The sequence below is a fragment of the Streptomyces asoensis genome, assembly GCF_016860545.1.
Lineage (GTDB): Bacteria > Actinomycetota > Actinomycetes > Streptomycetales > Streptomycetaceae > Streptomyces > Streptomyces asoensis.
This window is the reverse complement of the sequence record NZ_BNEB01000003.1, coordinates 793,713-812,263: the sequence shown is the minus strand read 5'-3', so window position 1 is coordinate 812,263 and position 18,551 is coordinate 793,713. Positions and strand designations below refer to the sequence as shown.

16 protein-coding genes are annotated in these 18,551 nt (G+C 72.7%); 7 read left to right on the top strand and 9 right to left on the bottom strand.

Annotation, left to right across the window (positions count from 1 at the left end; all coding sequences use genetic code 11):
- The first annotated feature begins 89 nt into the window (after positions 1 to 89).
- A complete protein-coding gene (locus tag Saso_RS16315) occupies positions 90 to 677 on the top strand; it encodes a hypothetical protein (protein ID WP_189920961.1) in 588 nt (195 codons plus the stop codon).
- Here Saso_RS16315 and Saso_RS16310 read toward each other — a convergent pair.
- Positions 661 to 1,218, bottom strand: a complete 558-nt coding sequence (locus tag Saso_RS16310; protein WP_189920959.1) for a DUF2165 domain-containing protein — start codon at positions 1,216 to 1,218, stop codon at positions 661 to 663. The genes Saso_RS16315 and Saso_RS16310 overlap by 17 nt on opposite strands.
- 259 nt (positions 1,219 to 1,477) lie before the next feature.
- Here Saso_RS16310 and Saso_RS16305 point away from each other — a divergent pair, with 259 nt between their 5' ends.
- Positions 1,478 to 2,602: an ADP-ribosylglycohydrolase family protein gene (locus tag Saso_RS16305; protein WP_189920957.1), complete on the top strand. Its 1,125-nt coding sequence runs from the start codon at positions 1,478 to 1,480 to the stop codon at positions 2,600 to 2,602.
- Between the two features lie 70 nt (positions 2,603 to 2,672).
- Here Saso_RS16305 and Saso_RS16300 read toward each other — a convergent pair whose 3' ends face one another.
- Positions 2,673 to 4,259 (bottom strand): sodium:solute symporter family protein, encoded by a 1,587-nt coding sequence (locus tag Saso_RS16300; protein WP_189920955.1) that lies wholly within the window; start codon positions 4,257 to 4,259, stop codon positions 2,673 to 2,675.
- A 138-nt stretch (positions 4,260 to 4,397) separates the two neighbouring features.
- Complete coding sequence (locus Saso_RS16295) at positions 4,398 to 5,183, bottom strand: SDR family oxidoreductase (RefSeq protein WP_189920953.1); 786 nt, start codon at positions 5,181 to 5,183, stop codon at positions 4,398 to 4,400.
- 77 nt (positions 5,184 to 5,260) lie between these two features.
- Here Saso_RS16295 and Saso_RS16290 point away from each other — a divergent pair, with 77 nt between their 5' ends.
- Entirely contained in the window at positions 5,261 to 6,100 is an 840-nt protein-coding gene (locus Saso_RS16290) for a hypothetical protein (protein WP_189920951.1), read from the top strand.
- Between the two features lie 39 nt (positions 6,101 to 6,139).
- Here the strand turns inward: Saso_RS16290 and Saso_RS16285 are convergent, their stop codons facing one another.
- Both Saso_RS16285 and Saso_RS16280 read right to left on the bottom strand, forming a co-directional pair.
- Positions 6,140 to 7,819, bottom strand: coding sequence for an MFS transporter (locus tag Saso_RS16285; RefSeq protein ID WP_189921427.1), 1,680 nt, complete (start codon positions 7,817 to 7,819; stop codon positions 6,140 to 6,142).
- Between the two features lie 537 nt (positions 7,820 to 8,356).
- The gene (locus tag Saso_RS16280; RefSeq protein WP_189920950.1) at positions 8,357 to 11,269 is read right to left on the bottom strand and encodes a D-alanyl-D-alanine carboxypeptidase; all 2,913 of its coding nucleotides are present in this window, start codon (positions 11,267 to 11,269) and stop codon (positions 8,357 to 8,359) included.
- A 224-nt stretch (positions 11,270 to 11,493) separates the two neighbouring features.
- On the opposite strand from Saso_RS16280, the gene Saso_RS16275 reads away from it, so the two are divergent.
- From Saso_RS16275 to Saso_RS16265, 3 genes are all read left to right on the top strand, one after another.
- The gene (locus Saso_RS16275; protein WP_189920948.1) at positions 11,494 to 12,249 is read left to right on the top strand and encodes a GOLPH3/VPS74 family protein; all 756 of its coding nucleotides are present in this window, start codon (positions 11,494 to 11,496) and stop codon (positions 12,247 to 12,249) included.
- A 357-nt stretch (positions 12,250 to 12,606) separates the two neighbouring features.
- A complete protein-coding gene (locus Saso_RS16270) occupies positions 12,607 to 13,473 on the top strand; it encodes a helix-turn-helix domain-containing protein (protein ID WP_189920946.1) in 867 nt (288 codons plus the stop codon).
- 214 nt (positions 13,474 to 13,687) lie between these two features.
- A complete protein-coding gene (locus Saso_RS16265; RefSeq protein WP_189920944.1) occupies positions 13,688 to 13,879 on the top strand; it encodes a DUF397 domain-containing protein in 192 nt (63 codons plus the stop codon).
- A gap of 141 nt (positions 13,880 to 14,020) precedes the next feature.
- Here Saso_RS16265 and Saso_RS16260 read toward each other — a convergent pair whose 3' ends face one another.
- The 3 genes from Saso_RS16260 to Saso_RS16250 all read right to left on the bottom strand — a co-directional run bounded on the left by Saso_RS16260 (position 14,021) and on the right by Saso_RS16250 (position 16,585).
- Complete coding sequence (locus Saso_RS16260) at positions 14,021 to 14,887, bottom strand: MerR family transcriptional regulator (protein ID WP_189920942.1); 867 nt, start codon at positions 14,885 to 14,887, stop codon at positions 14,021 to 14,023.
- 107 nt (positions 14,888 to 14,994) lie between these two features.
- Positions 14,995 to 15,498: a glutathione peroxidase gene (locus Saso_RS16255; protein WP_229901217.1), complete on the bottom strand. Its 504-nt coding sequence runs from the start codon at positions 15,496 to 15,498 to the stop codon at positions 14,995 to 14,997.
- 10 nt (positions 15,499 to 15,508) lie between these two features.
- Complete coding sequence (locus tag Saso_RS16250) at positions 15,509 to 16,585, bottom strand: ArsR/SmtB family transcription factor (protein WP_189920940.1); 1,077 nt, start codon at positions 16,583 to 16,585, stop codon at positions 15,509 to 15,511.
- A 313-nt stretch (positions 16,586 to 16,898) separates the two neighbouring features.
- Here Saso_RS16250 and Saso_RS16245 point away from each other — a divergent pair, with 313 nt between their 5' ends.
- Positions 16,899 to 18,095, top strand: coding sequence for an MFS transporter (locus tag Saso_RS16245; protein ID WP_189920938.1), 1,197 nt, complete (start codon positions 16,899 to 16,901; stop codon positions 18,093 to 18,095).
- Here the strand turns inward: Saso_RS16245 and Saso_RS16240 are convergent.
- Entirely contained in the window at positions 18,010 to 18,510 is a 501-nt protein-coding gene (locus Saso_RS16240; protein WP_189921423.1) for a MarR family winged helix-turn-helix transcriptional regulator, read from the bottom strand. The two genes, Saso_RS16245 and Saso_RS16240, sit on opposite strands and share 86 nt — an antisense overlap.
- Positions 18,511 to 18,551 lie beyond the last annotated feature (41 nt).

Here is an 18,551-nt window from a genome sequence, read left to right as displayed (position 1 = left end):
GCCGGAGGCCATGGGGGGACCGAGCGGCGGGCGCCTCACAGTACGATGATCGGGCCCCGACCGGAGGGGTCCCGTAGCTGAGGAGATGCGTGCCCGTGCCTGCCCGACGGCTTCCCTCCTGGGTCTGGGTCACAAGCCTGACGGCCGGCGCGATCGCCGCGGTCGTCTTCCTGACCGTGCGGGCCGAGCAGGGCCCGCACCCGACGGCGTCGGCCGCGCACCGGCCGAGCGCCTCGGCGTCCGCGGGGACCCGCCCCTCCGCCTCGCCGAAACCGTCGCAGACCCCCAAGGCGGCGCAGGTGCCGGACAGTTCGGGCACCGGCCGGCGGATCGTGTACTCCCTGGGACAGCACCGGGTCTGGCTGGTCGACGCGGACGACACCGCCCGCCGCACCTTCACGGTCTGGCCGGGGACGGTGAACCCGGCCGTCGGCAGCTTCACGGTGTCGCTCCGCAAGGACGCCACCACGGGCTCCGACGGCGTGGCGATCGAGCACATCGTCTACTTCTCCGCCACGTCGGGCGTCAACATCGCCTTCTCCAACGCCGTGGACGGCGCCTCGCCGCCCCCGGCCGCCGCCGGCACGCAGACCGGCGGCATCCGGATGGCGAAGGCGGACGGCACCGCGCTGTGGGCCTTCGGCGAGACGGGGACGAAGGTCAGGGTCGTCGAGTAGCCGCGGGCCGGCCGTCCGTCAGGTCCGCGTCCGCGGGCCGCCCGGACGGCAGATGGTTGACGATCAGCACCACCCCGCCGAACAGGAACGCCCGGGTCGCCGCGTCCAGCCCGTTCCAGTTCTCCGACTGCCACATCGAGAACCACTCCCCGCCGATCGCGATGAACCCGGCGCCGAAGAGCAGCATCAGCATCACCAGCCCGTACGTGGACAGCGCCCGGCCGCGTATGTGCTCCCCGCGCGCCCAGCACCAGGTCCCGGCGGCGAGCACCAGCCCCGTGACCGTCTCCCACGCGATGATCGCCACGTAGGCGGTGTCCTGGAGCCCCTTGTTCGTCACCGCCCGCCACATCACGTCGTCGTCCTTGAACGTGGTGTCCATCGCGAGCACATGCCGCACGAACTGCTGGTTGGTGCCGAAGTCGGTGATGTTCCCGAAGGCGACGAGAAGCATGTAGAGCGCGACCGTGCCGGTGAGCAGGGCCGCGGTGAGGGGAAGCACGCGTGAGGCGTGGGGGAACGATGAGTTGGGGGTGGTCATGCCGGTGTCCTTACCCCGCCGACCGCTCGGGTTCCCCTCAGGATCCGGCCGTTGTGACGACGGCCGGGTCCCGGCCGCCCCGCCCCGGGTCTGCACGGGCTCTCCATCACCCCTTCACCGCGGAGCCGGGGCACAGAGCGGGTGCAGCCCGGGCATATGCCCCGCCCGGCCGGCCGCTCCGCGCGCCAGGCCCCTGTCCCGTCGCGTCTGTTCGATTACAGTGACGAACGTCGTGCGTACGGACGGTACGGGAGGACTGGTGGGTGCGACTGCCGGGCCCGTCTGGGGCCGCGCCGAACAACAGGACTTCCGCGGTCGCGTGCGGGGCACGCTGCTGGGCGCGGCCATCGGGGACGCGCTCGGGGCGCCCGTCGACCTCCTCGGGATCGAGGAGATCCGGCAGACGCACGGGCCCGAGGGGGTCGTGGACCTGGTTCCCGCCCACGGACGGCGCGGCGCGGTCACCCACCTCACCCAGCTGACCCTGTTCACCGTGGACGGGCTGATCCGCGCCCAGGTCCGGCGGGACACCGGCGCCTGGCACCCGCCGACCGATCTGCACCGGGCGTATCTGCGCTGGGCCGCCACCCAGCGCGACTGGGGACCCGACCTGCGCCGCAAGGACGACGGCTGGCTGGCCCGGGAGGAGTGGCTGTACGCCCGGCGCGATCCGACGCGGACGCTGCTGCTCGGACTCGGCGACGAGGTGATGGGCACGCTGGACTCGCCCAAGAGCCCCGGCGCGGCCGGACCCGAGGCGGTCGCGCGCTCCGTGCCCATCGGGCTGCTCGTCGGCTGGGAGCCGCACCTGGTCGCCCAGCTCGCCGTCGAGTGCGCCGTCCAGACCCACGGTCATCCCACGGCGTACCTCTCGGCGGGCGCCTGTGCCGTCATCGTGCACGCGCTGGCCTGCGGGGACAGCCTGGACGGCGCGGTGCAGCGGGCGCTGGCCCTGCTGGCCGCGCGGCCGGGGCACGAGCCGGTGTCGGAGGCGTTGCAGCGGGCGCTCGGCGCGGTACGGCAGGGGCTGCCGGGCCCGGCCCGGGTGGAGGAACTCGCGGGGGCGGGCACCGCGGAGGCGGTGCTGTCGGGCGCCGTCTACTGCGCGTTCGTCGCGGAGGACGTCCGGCACGGGCTGCGGCTCGCGGTGAACCACGGCGCGCCCTCGGGGGCGGCCGGCGCCCTCACCGGCGGTCTGCTCGGCGCCCTGCACGGCGAGACGGCCCTCCCGCCGGCCTGGCTGGCCGAGCTGGAGGGCCGTCCCACGATCCTGGAACTGGCCGACGACTTCGCCATGGAGATGACCCAGGGGCCGGCCCTGCACGGGCCTGCCGGGGCCTCACCGGGGTGGATGGCCCGGTATCCCCGGGGGCTGCCGGGATGACGCGGGGCCCCGGGGGCGGCTGCCCCCGGGGCCCTTCGGCTCCGGTCGCTCCGGGTCCGCGTCCGTGTCGTCAGACGCCCCCGGACGAGCCGATGGGTGTCCCCTCGGCCGTGTCCCGCGGCTCCGGGACCGCCGCGGCCGCCGAGCCCGCGTCGCCGTCCCCGTCCGTGTTGATCCGCTCGATGATCGCGAGGCGCTCCGGGGTGTCCTCGGGCTTGAGGAAGCCGATGAGGATGTAGAGGACCAGCGACACCGCCAGCGGGATGGACACCTGGTACTGGAGCGGCACCCCGCCGTCGACGTTCCAGTTGATCGGGTAGTTGACCAGCCAGAAGGCCAGCAGGCCCATCGCCCAGCTGGTGAGCGCGGCCGTCGGGCCGGAGCGGCGGAACGGGCGCAGCAGACCCAGCATCATCGGGATCGCCATCGGCCCCATCAGACCGGCCACCCACTTGATGACGACGGTGATGATGTCCTTGAACGCGGGGGAGTTGACCTGGGTGGCCGCCGCCATGGACAGGCCGAGGAAGACGACGGTCGTCACACGCGCCGCGATCAGCCCCGACCGCTGGTTCCACGCCCGTGCCCGGGACCAGATCACGGGCGCGCAGTCCCGGGTGAAGACGGAGGCGATGGCGTTGGCGTCCGAGGAGCACATGGCCATCGTGTGGGAGAAGAAGCCGACGATGACCAGGCCCAGCAGGCCGTGCGGCAGCAGCTGTTCGGTCATCAGGGCGTAGGAGTCGGAGCCGTCCGGCTTGTTCGACGTCACCAGCAGCGGCGACATCCACATCGGGAAGAACAGCACGACGGGCCAGACCAGCCACAGCACCGCCGACAGCCGCGCCGACCGCTCGGCCTCCTTCGGGGTGGCGGTGGCCATGTACCGCTGGGCCTGGTTGAGCATGCCGCCGTTGTACTCGAAGAGCTTGATGAAGAGGAACGCGAGGAGGAACACCGTGCCGTACTGCGCCACCAGGGGCTTGTCGTGGCCTTCGAGCGCCGGCTGGTCCCAGGCGTCGAGGAACCCGATGCCCTTGTCGTTCAGTTTCAGCACGACGGCGACGAACATCGCGACACCGGCCAGCAACTGGATGACGAACTGGCCGAGTTCGGTCAGCGCGTCGGCCCACAGACCGCCGATGGTGCAGTAGACGGCCGTGATCGCGCCGGTGATCAGGATGCCCTGGTTGAGGGAGAGCCCGGTGAAGACCGACAACAGGGTGGCGATGGCGGCCCACTTGGCGCCGACGTCGACGATCTTCAGCAGCATCCCGGACCAGGCGAGCGCCTGCTGTGTCTTGAGGTCGTAGCGGTTCTTCAGGTACTCCAGCGGCGAGGCGACGTGCAGTCGCGACCGCAGCCGGTTGATGCGCGGCGCGAACAGCTTGGAGCCGATCGCGATCCCCAGCGCGATGGGGAAGGACCACGTGATGAACGAGGTCACGCCGTAGGTGTAGGCGATGCCCGCGTACCCGGTGAACATCACCGCGCTGTAGCCCGACATGTGGTGCGAGATGCCCGACAGCCACCACGGCATCTTGCCGCCGGCGGTGAAGAAGTCGCTCACGTCGTCGACGCGCTTGTGCGACCAGACACCGATGGCGACCATCACGCCGAAATAGCCGATGAGCACGGCCCAGTCGAGACCGTTCATGTGCGCCCTCCCTTGGTTCATCCCGGCGTTCAGCCCGGCGCTCATCGTGGGCGCTGCCGCGTGAACACGACAAGTAACCGTAAGGTCAAGGGAAGGTAAAGGAATTCGGTATGGTGGTCCGCGTTCACCCATGTGAACTCAGTGCATCAGCTCCCCCGCGTTGACCAGCAGCGATTGTCCGGTGATCGCCCGGGCCCGGTCCGACGCAAGGAACACCGCGGCGTCCGCCACGTCCGCGTCCGTCGCCAGCCGGGGCAGCGCCATCCGCCCGGCGAGCCGTCCCAGCACCTCCTCCTGCGACACCCCTTCCGTCTGCGCCGTGAACTGGACGTACGCCTGTACCGGCGGCCCCCACATCCAGCCCGGGAGCACGGTGTTGACCCTGATCCCGTGCGGCCCCCACTCCCTGGCCAGCGAGTACATGGCGCTGGTCAGCGCCCCCTTGGAGGCCGCGTACGCCGCCTGCCGCACCTGCGAGGGCGCCGCCACGGCGGACTGGGTCCCGATGAACACCACCGACCCGGCGCTCGCCTTCAGCCCGGCCAGGCACGCACGCGTCATCCGCAGCGTCCCCAGCAGGTTCACGTCGATCACCGACTGCCAGGTCGTGAAGTCGGCGTCCTCCACCCCGCCGAAGCAGGAGTCCCAGGCCGCCACGTTCACCACCGCGTCGATCCCCCCGAACCGCTCGCGCGCCAGCCCCGCGAGCGCCTCGCAGCTCCGCTCGTCGGTGATGTCGGTGACCCGGTACGCCGTGCGCGTCCCCTCCGGATCGATCCCGGCCGCGCTCTTCGCCAGGTTCGCCTCGGTCCGCGCCCCCAGCACGGCGTTCCCGCCGTCCCGTACGACCGCGGCGGCGACCTGGTGACCCAGACCGGCACCGACTCCCGAGACGACGACGGTCCTGCCCTCGAGCAGTGACATCCGGGGCCCCCTTGCCTCTGGCGCATTATCTGACGGAGCGTCAGAGTATGGGCCAGTCGACCAGGATGGGGAAGAGCATGAGCGAGGAGACGCACAGCCGGACCTACGCCGAACTGGCCGCCGTCGGCCCCTACGGGGTGCACCCCGGCCACGCCCTGATCACCATGGTCGAACCGCACCCCGGCCACGAGTACGCGTACAACCGCTGGTACGAGGACGACCACTACTACGCCGGCGCGATGGCCATGCCCTGGATGTACGCCGGCCGCCGATGGGTGGCGACCCGCGACCTCCAGCTTCTGCGCACCCCGGAGAAGTCCGCGGTCGCCCGGCCCGTCACCGCCGGCTGCTACCTCTCCACCTACTGGATCACCGCCGGGCGCTACGACGACCACATGAAATGGACGGTCGCCATCAACAAGCGCCTCAACCGCGACGCCCGCGTCTACCGCGAGCGCACCCACGTCTTCACGGCGTTCCAGGACCACGAGAGCACCGTGTACCGCGACGGCGCCGCCGGCCCGCGCGACTTCCACGCCCTGGACCACCCGTACGCCGGGCTGGTCACCGAGGTCATCGACACCGACTCCGCGGACCAGCGGGCCGAACTGCTGGCGTGGCTGGGCGCCCGCCACCTCCCCGAGCGGGTGGCCGGCTCGCCGACGGCCATGGTCACCGTCTTCCGCCCCACACCCCTGCCCGGCGACCGCATGACCTACGTCAAGCAGGTCGAGGGCGTGGACACCCGCCTGACCCTGCTCTGGTTCCTGGAGAGCGACCCCGCCGACTGCTGGGAACGGCACTTCGCGGGCCTCGGGGAAGCGGTGGCCGAAGCCGGCCTGGGACGCGTGGAACTGCTCGCGCCGTTCATCCCCACGGTCCCCGGCACGAACCGGTACGTCGACCGGCTCCGCTGACCGCGGCCGCCCCCCGGCCCGGACGAGGCGGCCCCGCGCTCACGGCTGCTGCTTCAGCTCGTCCGGGCACGGCGTACCCCGGGGCAGCTGGTAGGGCGCCGCCAGCCGGTACGTCCCCGCCTTCGGCGCGAGCAGCACCGTCCACTTGTCGCCCTCGGTGTCCTCCTCCGTCTCGAACAGGCACCCGTTGACGTTCTCGTACGTCTTCGGCTCCCCCTCGGACCGGTCCTTGGACGCCTGCGTCTCCTGCGGCGGCTTCAGGCTCTTGCCCTCGGCGTCGACGACGCTCAGCCACGGCGAGTACGGGATCCGGATCAGGATCCGGCCCGCCCTGCGCACGTCGATCGTCATCTCGCCCTGCTCGGCGCGCTGCACCACCGCGTTCGGCTCGGCGAGCGAGGCCGGGTCGGTGACCTTGAACAGCTGCCAGTTGGCGTCGCCCCAGATCTGCTCCAGGTACGGCAGCCCGCGCTGCACCAGCTGCCGCTCCCGCTCGCCCCCGTCGCCGTCCAGCGCCTCCTTCGGCACGACCACGAAGTGCACGGCCCACCGCTGAAGCCACTCGTGGTAGTTGGCCGAGTTGAGGGTGTCGTCGTAGAAGAGCGGGTTGCGCTCCATGTCGGCCTGGCGGTTCCAGCCCCGGGCGAGGTTGACGTACGGCGCGAGCGCGGACGCCTCGCGGTGCGAGCGGGCCGGGACGACCTCCACCCGGCCCTTCTCCGCGCCGACCCCCTGGAGCTCGTTGACCAGCGGCGCCAGCTCGCGCGCCCAGGAGGCCGCCGGAGTCGTACGCACCACGTCGTCGACCGACTTGAAACCGATCCAGCCCACGAACCCGACGAACGCCAGGACGGTCACGTACCACCGGCGGCTGCGCGGCACGGCGAACGGCAGCGCGGCCATCAGCACCACACCCGTGAACAGCATCGCGAGCCGCGTGATGTTCGACCCGATCTGCGAGCTGATCAGCCACACCAGCAGCACGCCGAGCCCGTACACGGCCGACGTGATCCGCACCGTCCTCCAGTCGCGCGGGACGACCGCGAAGACGGCCACCGCGCACAGCAGCGGCAGCGACGCCGAGCCGAAGGACATCGGCTGGGTCCCGGAGAAGGGGAACAGCCAGGCGGACAGGGCGACCACGGCCGTCGGCGCGAGCCCGAGCGCCCAGGCGCCCGGCCGCCGCTTCTGAAGGAACAGCGCGGCGGCCACCAGCCCCACGAAGAGCCCGGCCACCGGTGAGCCCATCGTGGCGAGCGCGGCCAGCGGCGCGGCGCACAGGGCCTTGGCCCACCGCTTGTAGCGCCAGCGGTACGGCCAGCAGAACACGACGGCGACCGCGCCCAGCGCGAACATGTTGCCGAGGCCGAACGTCACCCGCCCCGAGGCCGCGTTGCACAGCAGCGCGAAGACCCCCGCCAGCGCCGGCCACAGCGGGTTCTTCACCGGACGGCAGCGCAGCAGGATCAGGGTGAGCAGGCCCGCCGAGAGCGTCCCGGCGATCATCATCGTCGTCCGGACGCCGAGCAGGGACATCAGGTACGGCGACACCATGCTGTACGACACCGGGTGCATGCCGCCGTACCAGGCGAGGTTGTACGCGGAGTCGGGGTGCCGGCCGACGAACTCGGCCCAGGCGTCCTGCGCCGCGAGATCGCCACCGCTGTTCGCGAACGTGAAGAACCAGACGAGGTGCAGGAGGCCGGACAGCGCCGTCATGGACACCACCGGATGACGGCGGACCCATCCGCCCAGCCCGGTCCACGCGGACCGCACCCCGGAGTCCCCGCGCGCGGGGACGGCGGGATCCGGCCCCGCCGCGGCGCTCTCCGGGGCAGGGGCCTGCGGGGCAGGGGTCTGCGGGGCGGGCGGCTCCGCGGCGGGCCCGCGTTCGAGGTCCGTCACGGCGTCCCGGCCGTCCTGGCCGTCACGCCCGTCGCCGCCGTCACGCGCGTCGCCGTCCGCACGGTGGTCACCGCCGGCACGGTCGTGGTCGCCCGACTGGGGGGGCGGGCACCCTCGGACGCGGGCCGGCGTCCGGGCCCGGACCGGTGTCGTCGGCGCGTGTCGGCTCCGCAGTGGCCACCTGAAGGCACTCCCCGTGTCCCGTCTTCTGCTCTTGGCCGCGTGCCGTTCGCGTCCGCTTCACGGCTGCGTCCCTGCGCCCGGCGACCTGTCCCGTTTCGTGACGCTAGCACGCACCCCGCCGGGCGGCTGCCCGGCGGGGTGACGGAGGCGTACGAGCGGGTGCGCGGGTCAGCCGATGCGTGTCAGCTTGTCCGAGAAGCCCGGCTCGGCCAGATCGGACTGGAGGGCGACCGGCACCTTCACGGCACTGCTGGAGCCGTCCCCGACGGTGAGCGTGCCCACCTGGGTGCCGGCCTTCGCGGTGTGCGGCACCTCACCGGCGGTGAAGGACAGCTTCACCGTCATGCCGGCCCAGCCGACCGCCGAGACGTCCTGGGTGATGACCACGGGCGTGTGGCCGCCCAGCTTGTCGTCCACGTACCCGACGACGTCGCCCTTCTTCAGGATCTTCGCCGAGGTGACCGCGTCCTCGGCGGCGAGCAGCGCCGTCTTGCTGACGGCGTTGACCGTCTCCAGGATCTTCGGCTTGTGCTGGCCGAGGACCGCGCCGACGAGGGTCACCGACTTGCCGTCGACCTTCTTGCGGGAGGCGAAGAGCAGGTTGCCGCCGGCCGCGGTGGTGCTGCCGGTCTTGATGCCGATCGCCCCGATGTCGTACGGCAGCTCGTTGTAGTTGTTCCAGTACTTGCCGGACGGGTCGGTCCAGCTGGCCGCGCCGGAGATGGAGACCAGGGCCGGGACCTTCACGAACGCCCGGCCGAGCTTCACCTGGTCCTCGGCGGTCGAGACGGTCGTCTCCTTCAGGCCCGAGGGGTCGGTGTACGTGGTGTTCGTCATCCCCAGTTCCTTGGCGGTGTCGTTCATCTTCTTCACGAACGCCGCCTCCGAACCCGCGTCCCAGCGCGCGAGCAGCCGCGCGATGTTGTTGGCGGAGGGGATCAGCACGGCCGACAGGGCCTGCTTCTCGGTGAGCCGGTCGCCGGCCTTGACGGTGTTGAGCGTCGACTCGTCGCCGGTGACGTCGTAGCCGCCCTCCTTCTCCGCCGTCGCGTCGACCTCGATCTCCGGGCCTTCCTCGCCCGCCTTCATCGGGTGGTTCTTGAGGATGATGTACGCCGTCATGGTCTTGGCGACGGAGCCGATGGCCACGGGCGTCTGCTTGCCGAAGCTGCCCATCGTGCCGACGCCGTCGGCGTCCATCCAGCCCTGTCCCTCGCCCGGCCAGGGCAGCTGCGTCTTGCCGCCGTCGAAGGTGTACGTGTCCTTCGCGGTCAGGGTGAGAGCGGCCGCCGGCAGCGGACGGACGGCCTGCGCGATCGCAAACGCGACCAGGAGCAGGATGACCAGCGGCGTCCAGATCTTGAGCCGCCGTCCCAGCGTGCGCAGCGGGGTCGGCGGGGGCGGCGGCGTGTTCGTCAGCTCCGCCAGCAGGTCCAGCGGCGGCTTCGGCGGCAGCGGCTGCTGCGTGGTCCGCTCGGGACCGACCTGCGGGACGAGCGCGGTGACCTCGGGCGTCGCCTTCAGCGGACGGGGCTCGTCGAGCGGCTTCAGCGCGACGAACTTGCTGGTCCGCTCGGCGGGCGCGTCGGCCTTCCGCTCGTCGGTCTTCTCGTCGGCCTTCCCGGCGGCCTTCGCCTCGGCCGCGTCCTCGTCCCGCACGGGCTCGGCGGCGCCGCCGAGCTTCAGCATGGTGGTCGGCTGGTCGACGGCGGGCTTCGGGCGGGGTGCCTTGAAGACGGCGGTGGGCTGGTCGACGGGCGAGGCGTCGGGCTTCTCGGTGTCCGCGTCCGCGTCCGTGTCCGCACCGCTGCCCGAGGCCCACTTCGGCGCGGGCTTGGAGGCGTCGTCCCCGGCCCGGTTCCCGGAACGTTCCTCCGCCCCGGCCCCACGGCCCCGCCCCGACTCCGACACACCGGAGGACGCGTCGCCGGAGGCCCGGCCGCCCGAGGGCTCGTCGTCGGCGGAGGGCCTGGCGTCGGCGGGCACCGCGTCCGCGGGCTCGTCGACCGCGGGCTTCCCGGCCGAGGCCGGACCGGCCGGCTTCGCGCCGGAGGGCCGCGCGTCCGAAGGCTCGTCGGCGGCGGACTCGGCGTCCGCGGGCCCGGCGGAGCGCTCGGCGTCCGTGGGCTCCTCGTCGGAGGGCCTGGCGTCGGCCGTCGTGGCGTCGGAGGTCGCTTCGTCCGTGCGCTTCGCGCCGGAGGGCTTCGCCGCCGAGGGCTCGTCGGTCGTGGACCGCTCGGCGTCCCCGGGCTTCCCGGCCGAGGCCGGACCGGCCGGCTTCGCGCCGGAGGGCCGCGCGTGCGAAGGCTCGTCGGCGGCGGACTCGGCGTCCGCGGGCCCGGCGGAGCGCTCGGCGTCCGTGGGCTCCTCGTCGGAAGGCCTCGCGTCGGCGGGCGCCGCGTCCGCGGACCTCGCGTCGGCGGGCACCGCGTCCGATGGTTCCGCGGACGCGGACCTCGCGTCCGCGGGCTCGGTGTCGGAGACGTTCGCGGGGGAGGAGCCCTCGTCGGTCTCCTCGGCCGTCGCGGACGCCTTCGTGGGGCTCTCGGGGTCGGCCGAGGCCACCCACTGGGCCACGGCCTCCCGCAGACGCTCGTCACCGCCCTCGGAGGCCTCTCCGGCGTCCCGGGAGGCGCTGTCGCCCGCCCCGGCGCCCTCGTCGGCGTCCCGTGCGGCCCCGGAGGCGCTGTCGCCCTCGTCGCCGTCGCCGGTGTCCCCGGCGTCCTCGCCGCCGCGGCCGGCGGATCCGGCGCCGGCGTTCCCGTCGCCCGGGGCGGCCCCGGACGCCGACGCCCCGTCACCGGAGCTCTCCGCGGCCGCGGCTCCGTCGGACCCGCCGTCCTCTCCGGAGGACTCCGTGGTCTTCACGTCCCGCACGGAGAACACCCGCGTCGCCGTGTCCACGCCGCCCCGCGCCGCGGACGGCCCCGCGTCGCGGGCCACCGCGATCCGCGGATCGAGCGAGTCGCGGGACTCACGTGCCTCGGGAACCGTGCCCCCGCTCCCCGACGTCGGTTCTGCCGACGACTCGCGCTGCTTCGACCTGTCGGGGGACTCGCCCGCCACCGATGCCTCCTCCATGTGCCGCACGCCCACCGCGCGCTCGTGCCGAACCGTGAACCGCCCGCCCGGGACCCGCCGCACGGCGTGTCCGAACCATGTACCAGTGTCCTGTGTAGAGGGCTTGGCTCCTGCGGTAGACGAGAACGACATACCTACTGGTTCCACTACAAACAGGTCACGCACCCTCGACAGACCAATGTGAGAGGGGTCACCCTGTCATTCATCCACGCGGGGAGGCATGGATGGGCAGGAGCCGCAGAACAATTCCGGAAGAGCTTTTGTTGCTGGCGCTGGACCCGACCACGGGTACCACCGCACAGCCGCAGTCGCTCGACCTCGGTCTGGCCGGAGCACAGCTAGTGGAGCTGGCGCTGGCCGGACGGATAGCCCCTGACGGGGATCGTATCGCCGTGGTGTCCCCACGGCCGACTGGAGACCCAACGCTGGACTGCGCGTTGGAGTTGCTGCGAAGGCGTGGCGCTCCCGTACGGGCTGTCCACTGGATCGGCGGGCCGCGTCTCGGGCTGCGCCAGACCTACCTCTCGCATCTGGAACGGTGCGGCATGGTGCATGCCGTCGCGGGCCAGATGTGCGGAGTGCTGCCGACGACTCGCTACCAGGCGACGGACACCGACATCAGCCGGGAGATCAAGGCCCGGCTGGACTCCGCGATCCGCACCGGCGTACCGCCGGACCCGCGGACCGCGGCGCTCGCCGCACTGGCGCACGCGGTCGGCCTCGGCAAGCACCTGTACCCGGGCAACGAGGGACGCTCGTCCCGCTCCCGGTTGCGGGACCTGATCAGGCACGACCCCATGGGCGGTCTCGTGGCGCACGCCGTGATGGACGTCCAGAACGGCGCGGTGGCACAGCCGCGCCGCAACCAGGCACCACCCGGCCGCCAGGCCGGACCCGGTGCCAGGCCCGCTCCGGAGCCCGCCCGTGGCGTTCCGGCGCAGCCGCACCGAGGTTCCATGGCGCGTGTCGTGGCCCACTGAGCCGCAGTCCCACGACACCGCGCCGACCGGGCCGGGAACCGAAGTACGCAGGACGCGCGGTGCGTGACGCCGGGCGTGAGAGCAGTACCCGTTGCACTGCTGGACGGTTCGACCCGTCGGATCCGTAAGTCCCCCGGGACACACGGCGTTCGGGAGCCGCCGCGGCCGCGCGGGGTGGCAGGGATGCGCACGACCCGCCGCCCCGCGCGGACGTATGTCGGGGTACCGACCCGAACGGGCGGGCGGCCGCCGCATATCCACCGTTTTCCAGCGGTAGAAAGCACCTTGGTGGCAGTCTGCTCAACAGCAGATACGCAAAGTGTCAATCGCAGACACGCAGCCGGAGGTGCACGTCCAGTGGCGTCCAATGTCAATCCGACCGTCAGGCGACGCCGGCTCGGGCAGGAGCTGCGTCGGCTCCGCGAACTCAAGGGCATGACGGCCGAAGAGGTCGCCGAGCGCCTGCTGGTGTCCCAGTCGAAGATCAGCCGGCTGGAGAACGGCCGGCGCAGCATCAGCCAGCGCGACGTCCGCGACCTGTGCGGGGTGTACGAGGTCGAGGACCAGCGGATGGTGGACTCGCTGATGGAGATGGCCAAGGACTCCCGCCAGCAGGGCTGGTGGCACGCCTTCGGCGATGTCCCGTACAGCGTCTACATCGGTCTGGAGACCGACGCGGCGAGCCTGCGCGTGTACGACCCCCAGGTCGTCCCGGGGCTGCTCCAGACCCGCCAGTACGCGGAGGCGCTGATCTCGGGCGCGCTGCCGGAGGCGCCGCCGGCGGACATCGACAAGCGGATCCAGGTGCGTCTGCGCCGCCAGGAGCGCATCTCCACCACCGACAACCCGCTGCGCCTGTGGGCGGTCCTGGACGAGGCGGCGCTGCGCCGCGAGGTCGGCAACCGGCAGGTGATGATCGAGCAGCTGGACTACCTGCTGGAGATGTCCCAGCTGCCGCACGTGACCGTGCAGTTGATCCCGTTCACGATGGGCGCGCACCCGGGGGTGAGCGGCCAGTACGCGATCCTCGAGTTCCCGGACGCCGCCGACTCCAGCGTGGTCTACATCGAGGGCGTCACCAGCGACCTGTACCTCGAGAAGCCGCAGGACGTGCAGAAGTACAGCGTGATGTACGAGCATCTGCGGGCCCAGGCGCTGAACGCCGACCAGACCCGGGAGTTCATCGCGAAGGTGGCGAAGGACTATGCCAGGGAAAGCGCTTGATGAAGGGCCGCAAGGTACACCTTGGGCCTGGCCGGGGGGAAGTCCCCGGGGAATATGCCATCCGGACGGGTGAATAGTCGCTCCGCATGACGATGTTGGCGAGTAGCGTCGATCACGCCATCGAGCAACAAAGGTGGCGCAAACCGTTCCGTGCAGACGGAGACCGGCGCACGCGACGGTGACAGCAACTCGGCAACTGACTACCGGAGTGAACATGGCAATGCAGCAGGGCGCCGCGAACGAGTGGGTCAAGTCCTCCTACTCGCAGGGCAACGGCGCGTGCGTCGAGATCAAGTCCCCCGTCCGCGCGGCCATGGCCGTCCGTGACTCCAAGGTCACCGAGGGCCCGACCCTGGCCTTCCCCGCCGACGCGTGGAACACCTTCGTGGCATCGGTCAAGGCGTAAGGGGCGATCCCCTGAGACAGCCCGACCGGTACCACCAGCACCAACAGCAGGACCCTGAAGCCCCCTCGACCAGATCGCCGTCCTAGCCGAGGGGGCTCGGCACGTCCAGGGCGTCGGCCCCGCGCCCGCCGTCCGGCGCCGCTAGCCCCGCTTCACCGGGAACGCCACGTCGCACACCTCGTCCTCGGCCCCGGCCGCGTCCCAGTCGGCGAAGTAGACCTCCCGGCACGGCCCGTCGTACTCCCAGCCCTCCCGCCTCATCCATGCCTCCACCGCCTCGTACGGGGCGAGGATCTGAGGGTGCGCCACCTGGGCCTTGGTGATCCTCGTGTACGCGAGCCGCCGGGCCGGTTCGGTCCGGACCCGGAAACGGCTCGCCCCGGTCCGCACGGCGGCCGCCCAGGCCCGGGCCGCGGCCTCGTCGGCCACGGGCACGCACGACTCGACCGGCCCGTCGCTCTCCATGGTCACCGCGGAGTGGTACAGGACGTACGGCGCGCCCGCCACGCCCCCGCACGCCCCGGCCGCCTCCTCGAGACGCCCCAGCGAGGCGGGGATCCACGTGGGCAGTTCGTCCGCGAGGGTGTGCCGCGTCTCGGTGACGACCACGTGCCCGGGCACGTCGACCAACTGGACCTCGAACTTCTCGTACATCTCGGAGCTCCTCCCCGACAGCCGTGCACGGAGGTAGGCGGCGAGGGTGCGCTGGGCGGCGAACCGGGTCTCGACATCGCCCCAGTAGGCGGCGAGCAGGTCCCCGGAACCGGGTCCGTCGGCGCTCTCCAGCACCTCGGCCACGCGCGCCAGCGGCATGTCCAGCTGGCGCAGCATGGCCACGAGCCGGGCGCGTTCCACCTGCCCGGCGCGGTAGTAGCGGTATCCGCTGGCCTCGTCGATGTGCGCCGGGGCGAGCAGCCCGAGCCGGTCGTACAGCCGCAGGGCCTTGGCCGTCAGGCGGGCCCGCGCGGCGAACGCGCCGATGGTGAGCAGCTCGCCCTCGTCCCCCATGCCCACCGCGCTCTCGTCGTCCTCCGTCGCCGGGCGGCCTTTCCGCCCGGCGCCGAGGAGGCTCCGCCCTGCCCCAGGGGCAAGGTCAAGCGGACGGACCCGTCCGGCTAGCCCAGCTGGCCCTCGATGGCCGCGACGACCTCCGCGGACTCGGGCTCGGTCTGCGGGGAGAAACGGGCGACGACCGTCCCGTCCCGTCCGATCAGGAACTTCTCGAAGTTCCAGCGGATGTCGCCGTCGTGGCCCTCGCCGTCCGCGAATCCGACGAGCCGCTCGTACAGCGGGTGCCGGCCCGCACCGTTGACCTCGACCTTCTCGGTCAGCGGGAAGGACACGCCGTACGTGGCCGAGCAGAACTCGGCGATCTCCTCGGCGGTGCCGGGCTCCTGCCCGAGGAACTGGTTGCAGGGCACGCCGAGCACCGTGAAGCCCTGGTCGGCGTAGCGCTCCTGGAGCTTCTCCAGGCCCGTGTACTGCGGGGTCAGGCCGCACTTGGACGCCACGTTCACCACGAGCACGGCCTTGCCCGTGTACTGCGAGAGCTCCGCGGAACCGCCCTTGAGGGCGTCGATCTGGACGTTGAGGGGAGAGGCACCGGCATCAGTAGTCATGCTCCGGATGCTAGCCCCGGCCGGTGAACCCACCCCTTCCGGGGCGACCCCCCGTTTCCGCCCCGGCCCCGCCCCTGCCCCCGGCCCCGCCCGCGCCGGTCACGACCTCGCCCGCCGCGGTCCGCGAGTACAGCACCGACCGTCCCGCCCGTCGCCGCTCCACCAGGCCCGCGTCGAGCAGGACGCGCAGATGGCGGCCGACCGTCCCGAGGCCCTGGCCGGTCAGCGCGACCAGCTGGGTGGTGCTCAACGGGCTGGAGAGCAGGATCAGCACGGTCGCCCGGCCGGGTCCCAGCAGGGCGCCCAGCGCGGCCGGCACGGCACGGGCCCGACCGCGGTGGTCCTCGGCGAGCGCGCCGGCGCACGGATAGACGACGGCGTACCGCTCCCGCCCCTCCCAGGCCACCCACCCGGCCTTCGGGGTGACCGGCACGAACACCAGCTCGGCGCCGGAGATCTCCCGGGGCGGGTACTCGTGCAGGTTCACCTGGAACCGGCTCTCACCGAGCCACCGCGTCCCCGGCCGCAGCGAGTCGAGGGCGGCGGCCCAGCCGCCCCGGCTGACCTGCGCCGTCCGGGCGACGACATCGGCCTCCAGGACCCGCCGTCGCCGCTCCCACTGCGGTCGCACACCCGTCTCCCACACGTACTCCAGCAGCGCGGCCGCACGCTGCGGCAGGTCGTCCCGCTCCAGGGCGGCGGGGAGCGGGCCGGCCAGGGACGTCCGCAGATGGGCGCGGGCCTGCGCCGGGTGGGCCGCCCGCACCCGGGCCACGCCCTCCTCGAAGCTCTCGCCGTCCCTCGGCGTCGGCGTGAGGAAGTCGGCGATCCATCCCCCACGCTCGGACGCGCTCGCGAGGGGGGATCCCCCTCGCCCGAGCCCGGCCCGCACCAGCAGCGCGGTCACGGGGTCGGCCGCCAGGAGGGCGCGGTAGTCGGGCAGCCGTTCGTGCAGCCAGCCGCTCTCGCCGGGATGCGCGCCCACGCCCGCGTGCAGCAGCTTCAGACTCGCGAAGGTCTCGGCGAGCGGAGAGAGCACGAACCGGCTGCGGGCAAGGGTGTCCGCGTTCACCTGCCACCAGCCCAAACCCCACACCCCTTTCCCGGACGACCACCCCGCCTCCGCGGAAGCACGTCACACCCCACCTCACGCCGGTACGGCCCGACCGGCGGCGCTACGACAGGCCCGCGGGGCGTGCCCCGTGACCCGGGCTGCGCGCGCCGCCGGACGGCCTGCGCCCGGTGCCGCCGCGGCACGACCGGCTCACCGGCGTCGAGCCGAACCGGACGGCCGAACCGTACGGCCGAGCAGGACGGCCGGCCCCGTGCGCGCCCCGTGACGTTTCGCGCTCGCGCGAAACAATAACCACCCCCGCGCGGCCCGCCGCAGACTCCCGCCCATGACCGGCCACACGTACCGCCAGCTCTTCCGCGTCCCCGAGTTCACCCCTCTCTTCCTCTCCGCCGCCGCCCACACCGCCGCCGGGACGGTCGCGGGCCTCGCCCTCGGCACGCTCGTCTACCGGGCCACCGGCTCCCCGCTGCTGTCGGCGGTCAGCATGTTCGGCCCGTCGCTCGCGCAGGTCCTGGGCGCGACCTTCTTCCTGTCGGGTGCCGACCGGCTGCCCCCGAGGTCGGCGCTGACCGGCCTCTTGCTCGCCTTCGCCGCCGCGACGGCCGTCCTGGCCCTGCCGGGCCTGCCGGTGTGGGGGGTCTTCGCCGTCGTCCTCCTCCAGGGACTGGTCGCCTCGCTCGGCGGCGGTGTCCGCTGGGGCCTGCTGAACGAGATCCTCACCAAGGACGGCTACCTGCCGGGGCGTTCGCTGTTCAACATGGTGAACGGGCTCATGCAGATCGTCGGGTTCGCCACCGGCGGCGCGCTCGTCACCACGCTCTCCCCGCGCCCCGTCCTGCTGCTCGCCACCGCCTTGTACGCCGTCGCCGCCGCGGTGACCCGGCTCGGCCTCACCGCCCGCCCGCCGCGGGCCTCCGGCCGCCCCTCGTTCGCGGCGACCCGGCGCTCGAACGCCGTCCTGTGGTCCTTGCGCCCCCGCCGCCTGACCTATCTTGGCCTGTGGATCCCCAACGGCCTGGTCGTCGGCTGCGAGGCCCTCTACGTGCCCTACGCCCCCGACGCGGCGGGCCTGCTGTTCGCGTGCGGGGCGCTCGGCATGCTGGTCGGGGACGTGACCGTGGGCCGTCTCGTCCCGGCGTCGCTGCGCCCCCGGCTGGCCACGCCCCTCCTGCTGCTCCTGGCCACTCCGTACGCCTTCTTCGTGCTGCGTCCCGCGCCCGCGACGGCCGCGGTGTGCGCCGCCCTCGCCTCCGTCGGGTTCGGCGCGGGCCTGGTCCAGCAGGAACGGCTGATGGCCCTCACCCCGCCCGAACTCAGCGGCCACGCACTGGGGTTGCACTCGGCCGGCATGCTCACGATGCAGGGGGTGAGCGCGGCCCTCGCCGGAGGACTGGCCCAACTCGCCTCGCCCGCGACCGCGATGACGGTCATGGCCGTCACGTCGATCGTCGTGACCCTGGCCCTGTGGGCACAGCGGGAGGATGCCGGACGCCCGGAGCCGGTCGGACCTCCGGTCCGGTGAAGACCCCGGGTGCCTCGTTGTCGAGGACGACACGGGCCAACAGCGCGGCGAGCCGGTCGCGTTCGTCCGTGTCCAGCCCCGAGGGCAGGTCCTCGACACGGCGGCACGTCTCGTCGTGGAAGAGCCGCGCGAGCCGGTCGCCCGCCTCGGTGAGGGCGACGCGGACGGCCCGTCCGTCCCGCGGATCCGGCTCGCGCCGGACCAGTCCGCGCCCGACCGTACGGTCCACGAGTCCCGTCAGGCTCGACCTGCCGAGCCCCAGCATCTCTCCGAGTTCGCTCATGCCGTACGGCTGCGGCATCAGGGCGCACAGCAGCCGGCCCTGCTGGGGAGTGATGCCGTGGACGCGGCCGGCCTCGGTGTAGACGGCGTTGACGAGGAACGCCGACCGCACCAACGCGCTCGCGACGGCCATCTGCCCACCCGCGGTTCTCCCCATGGGGGGACACAGTAGTG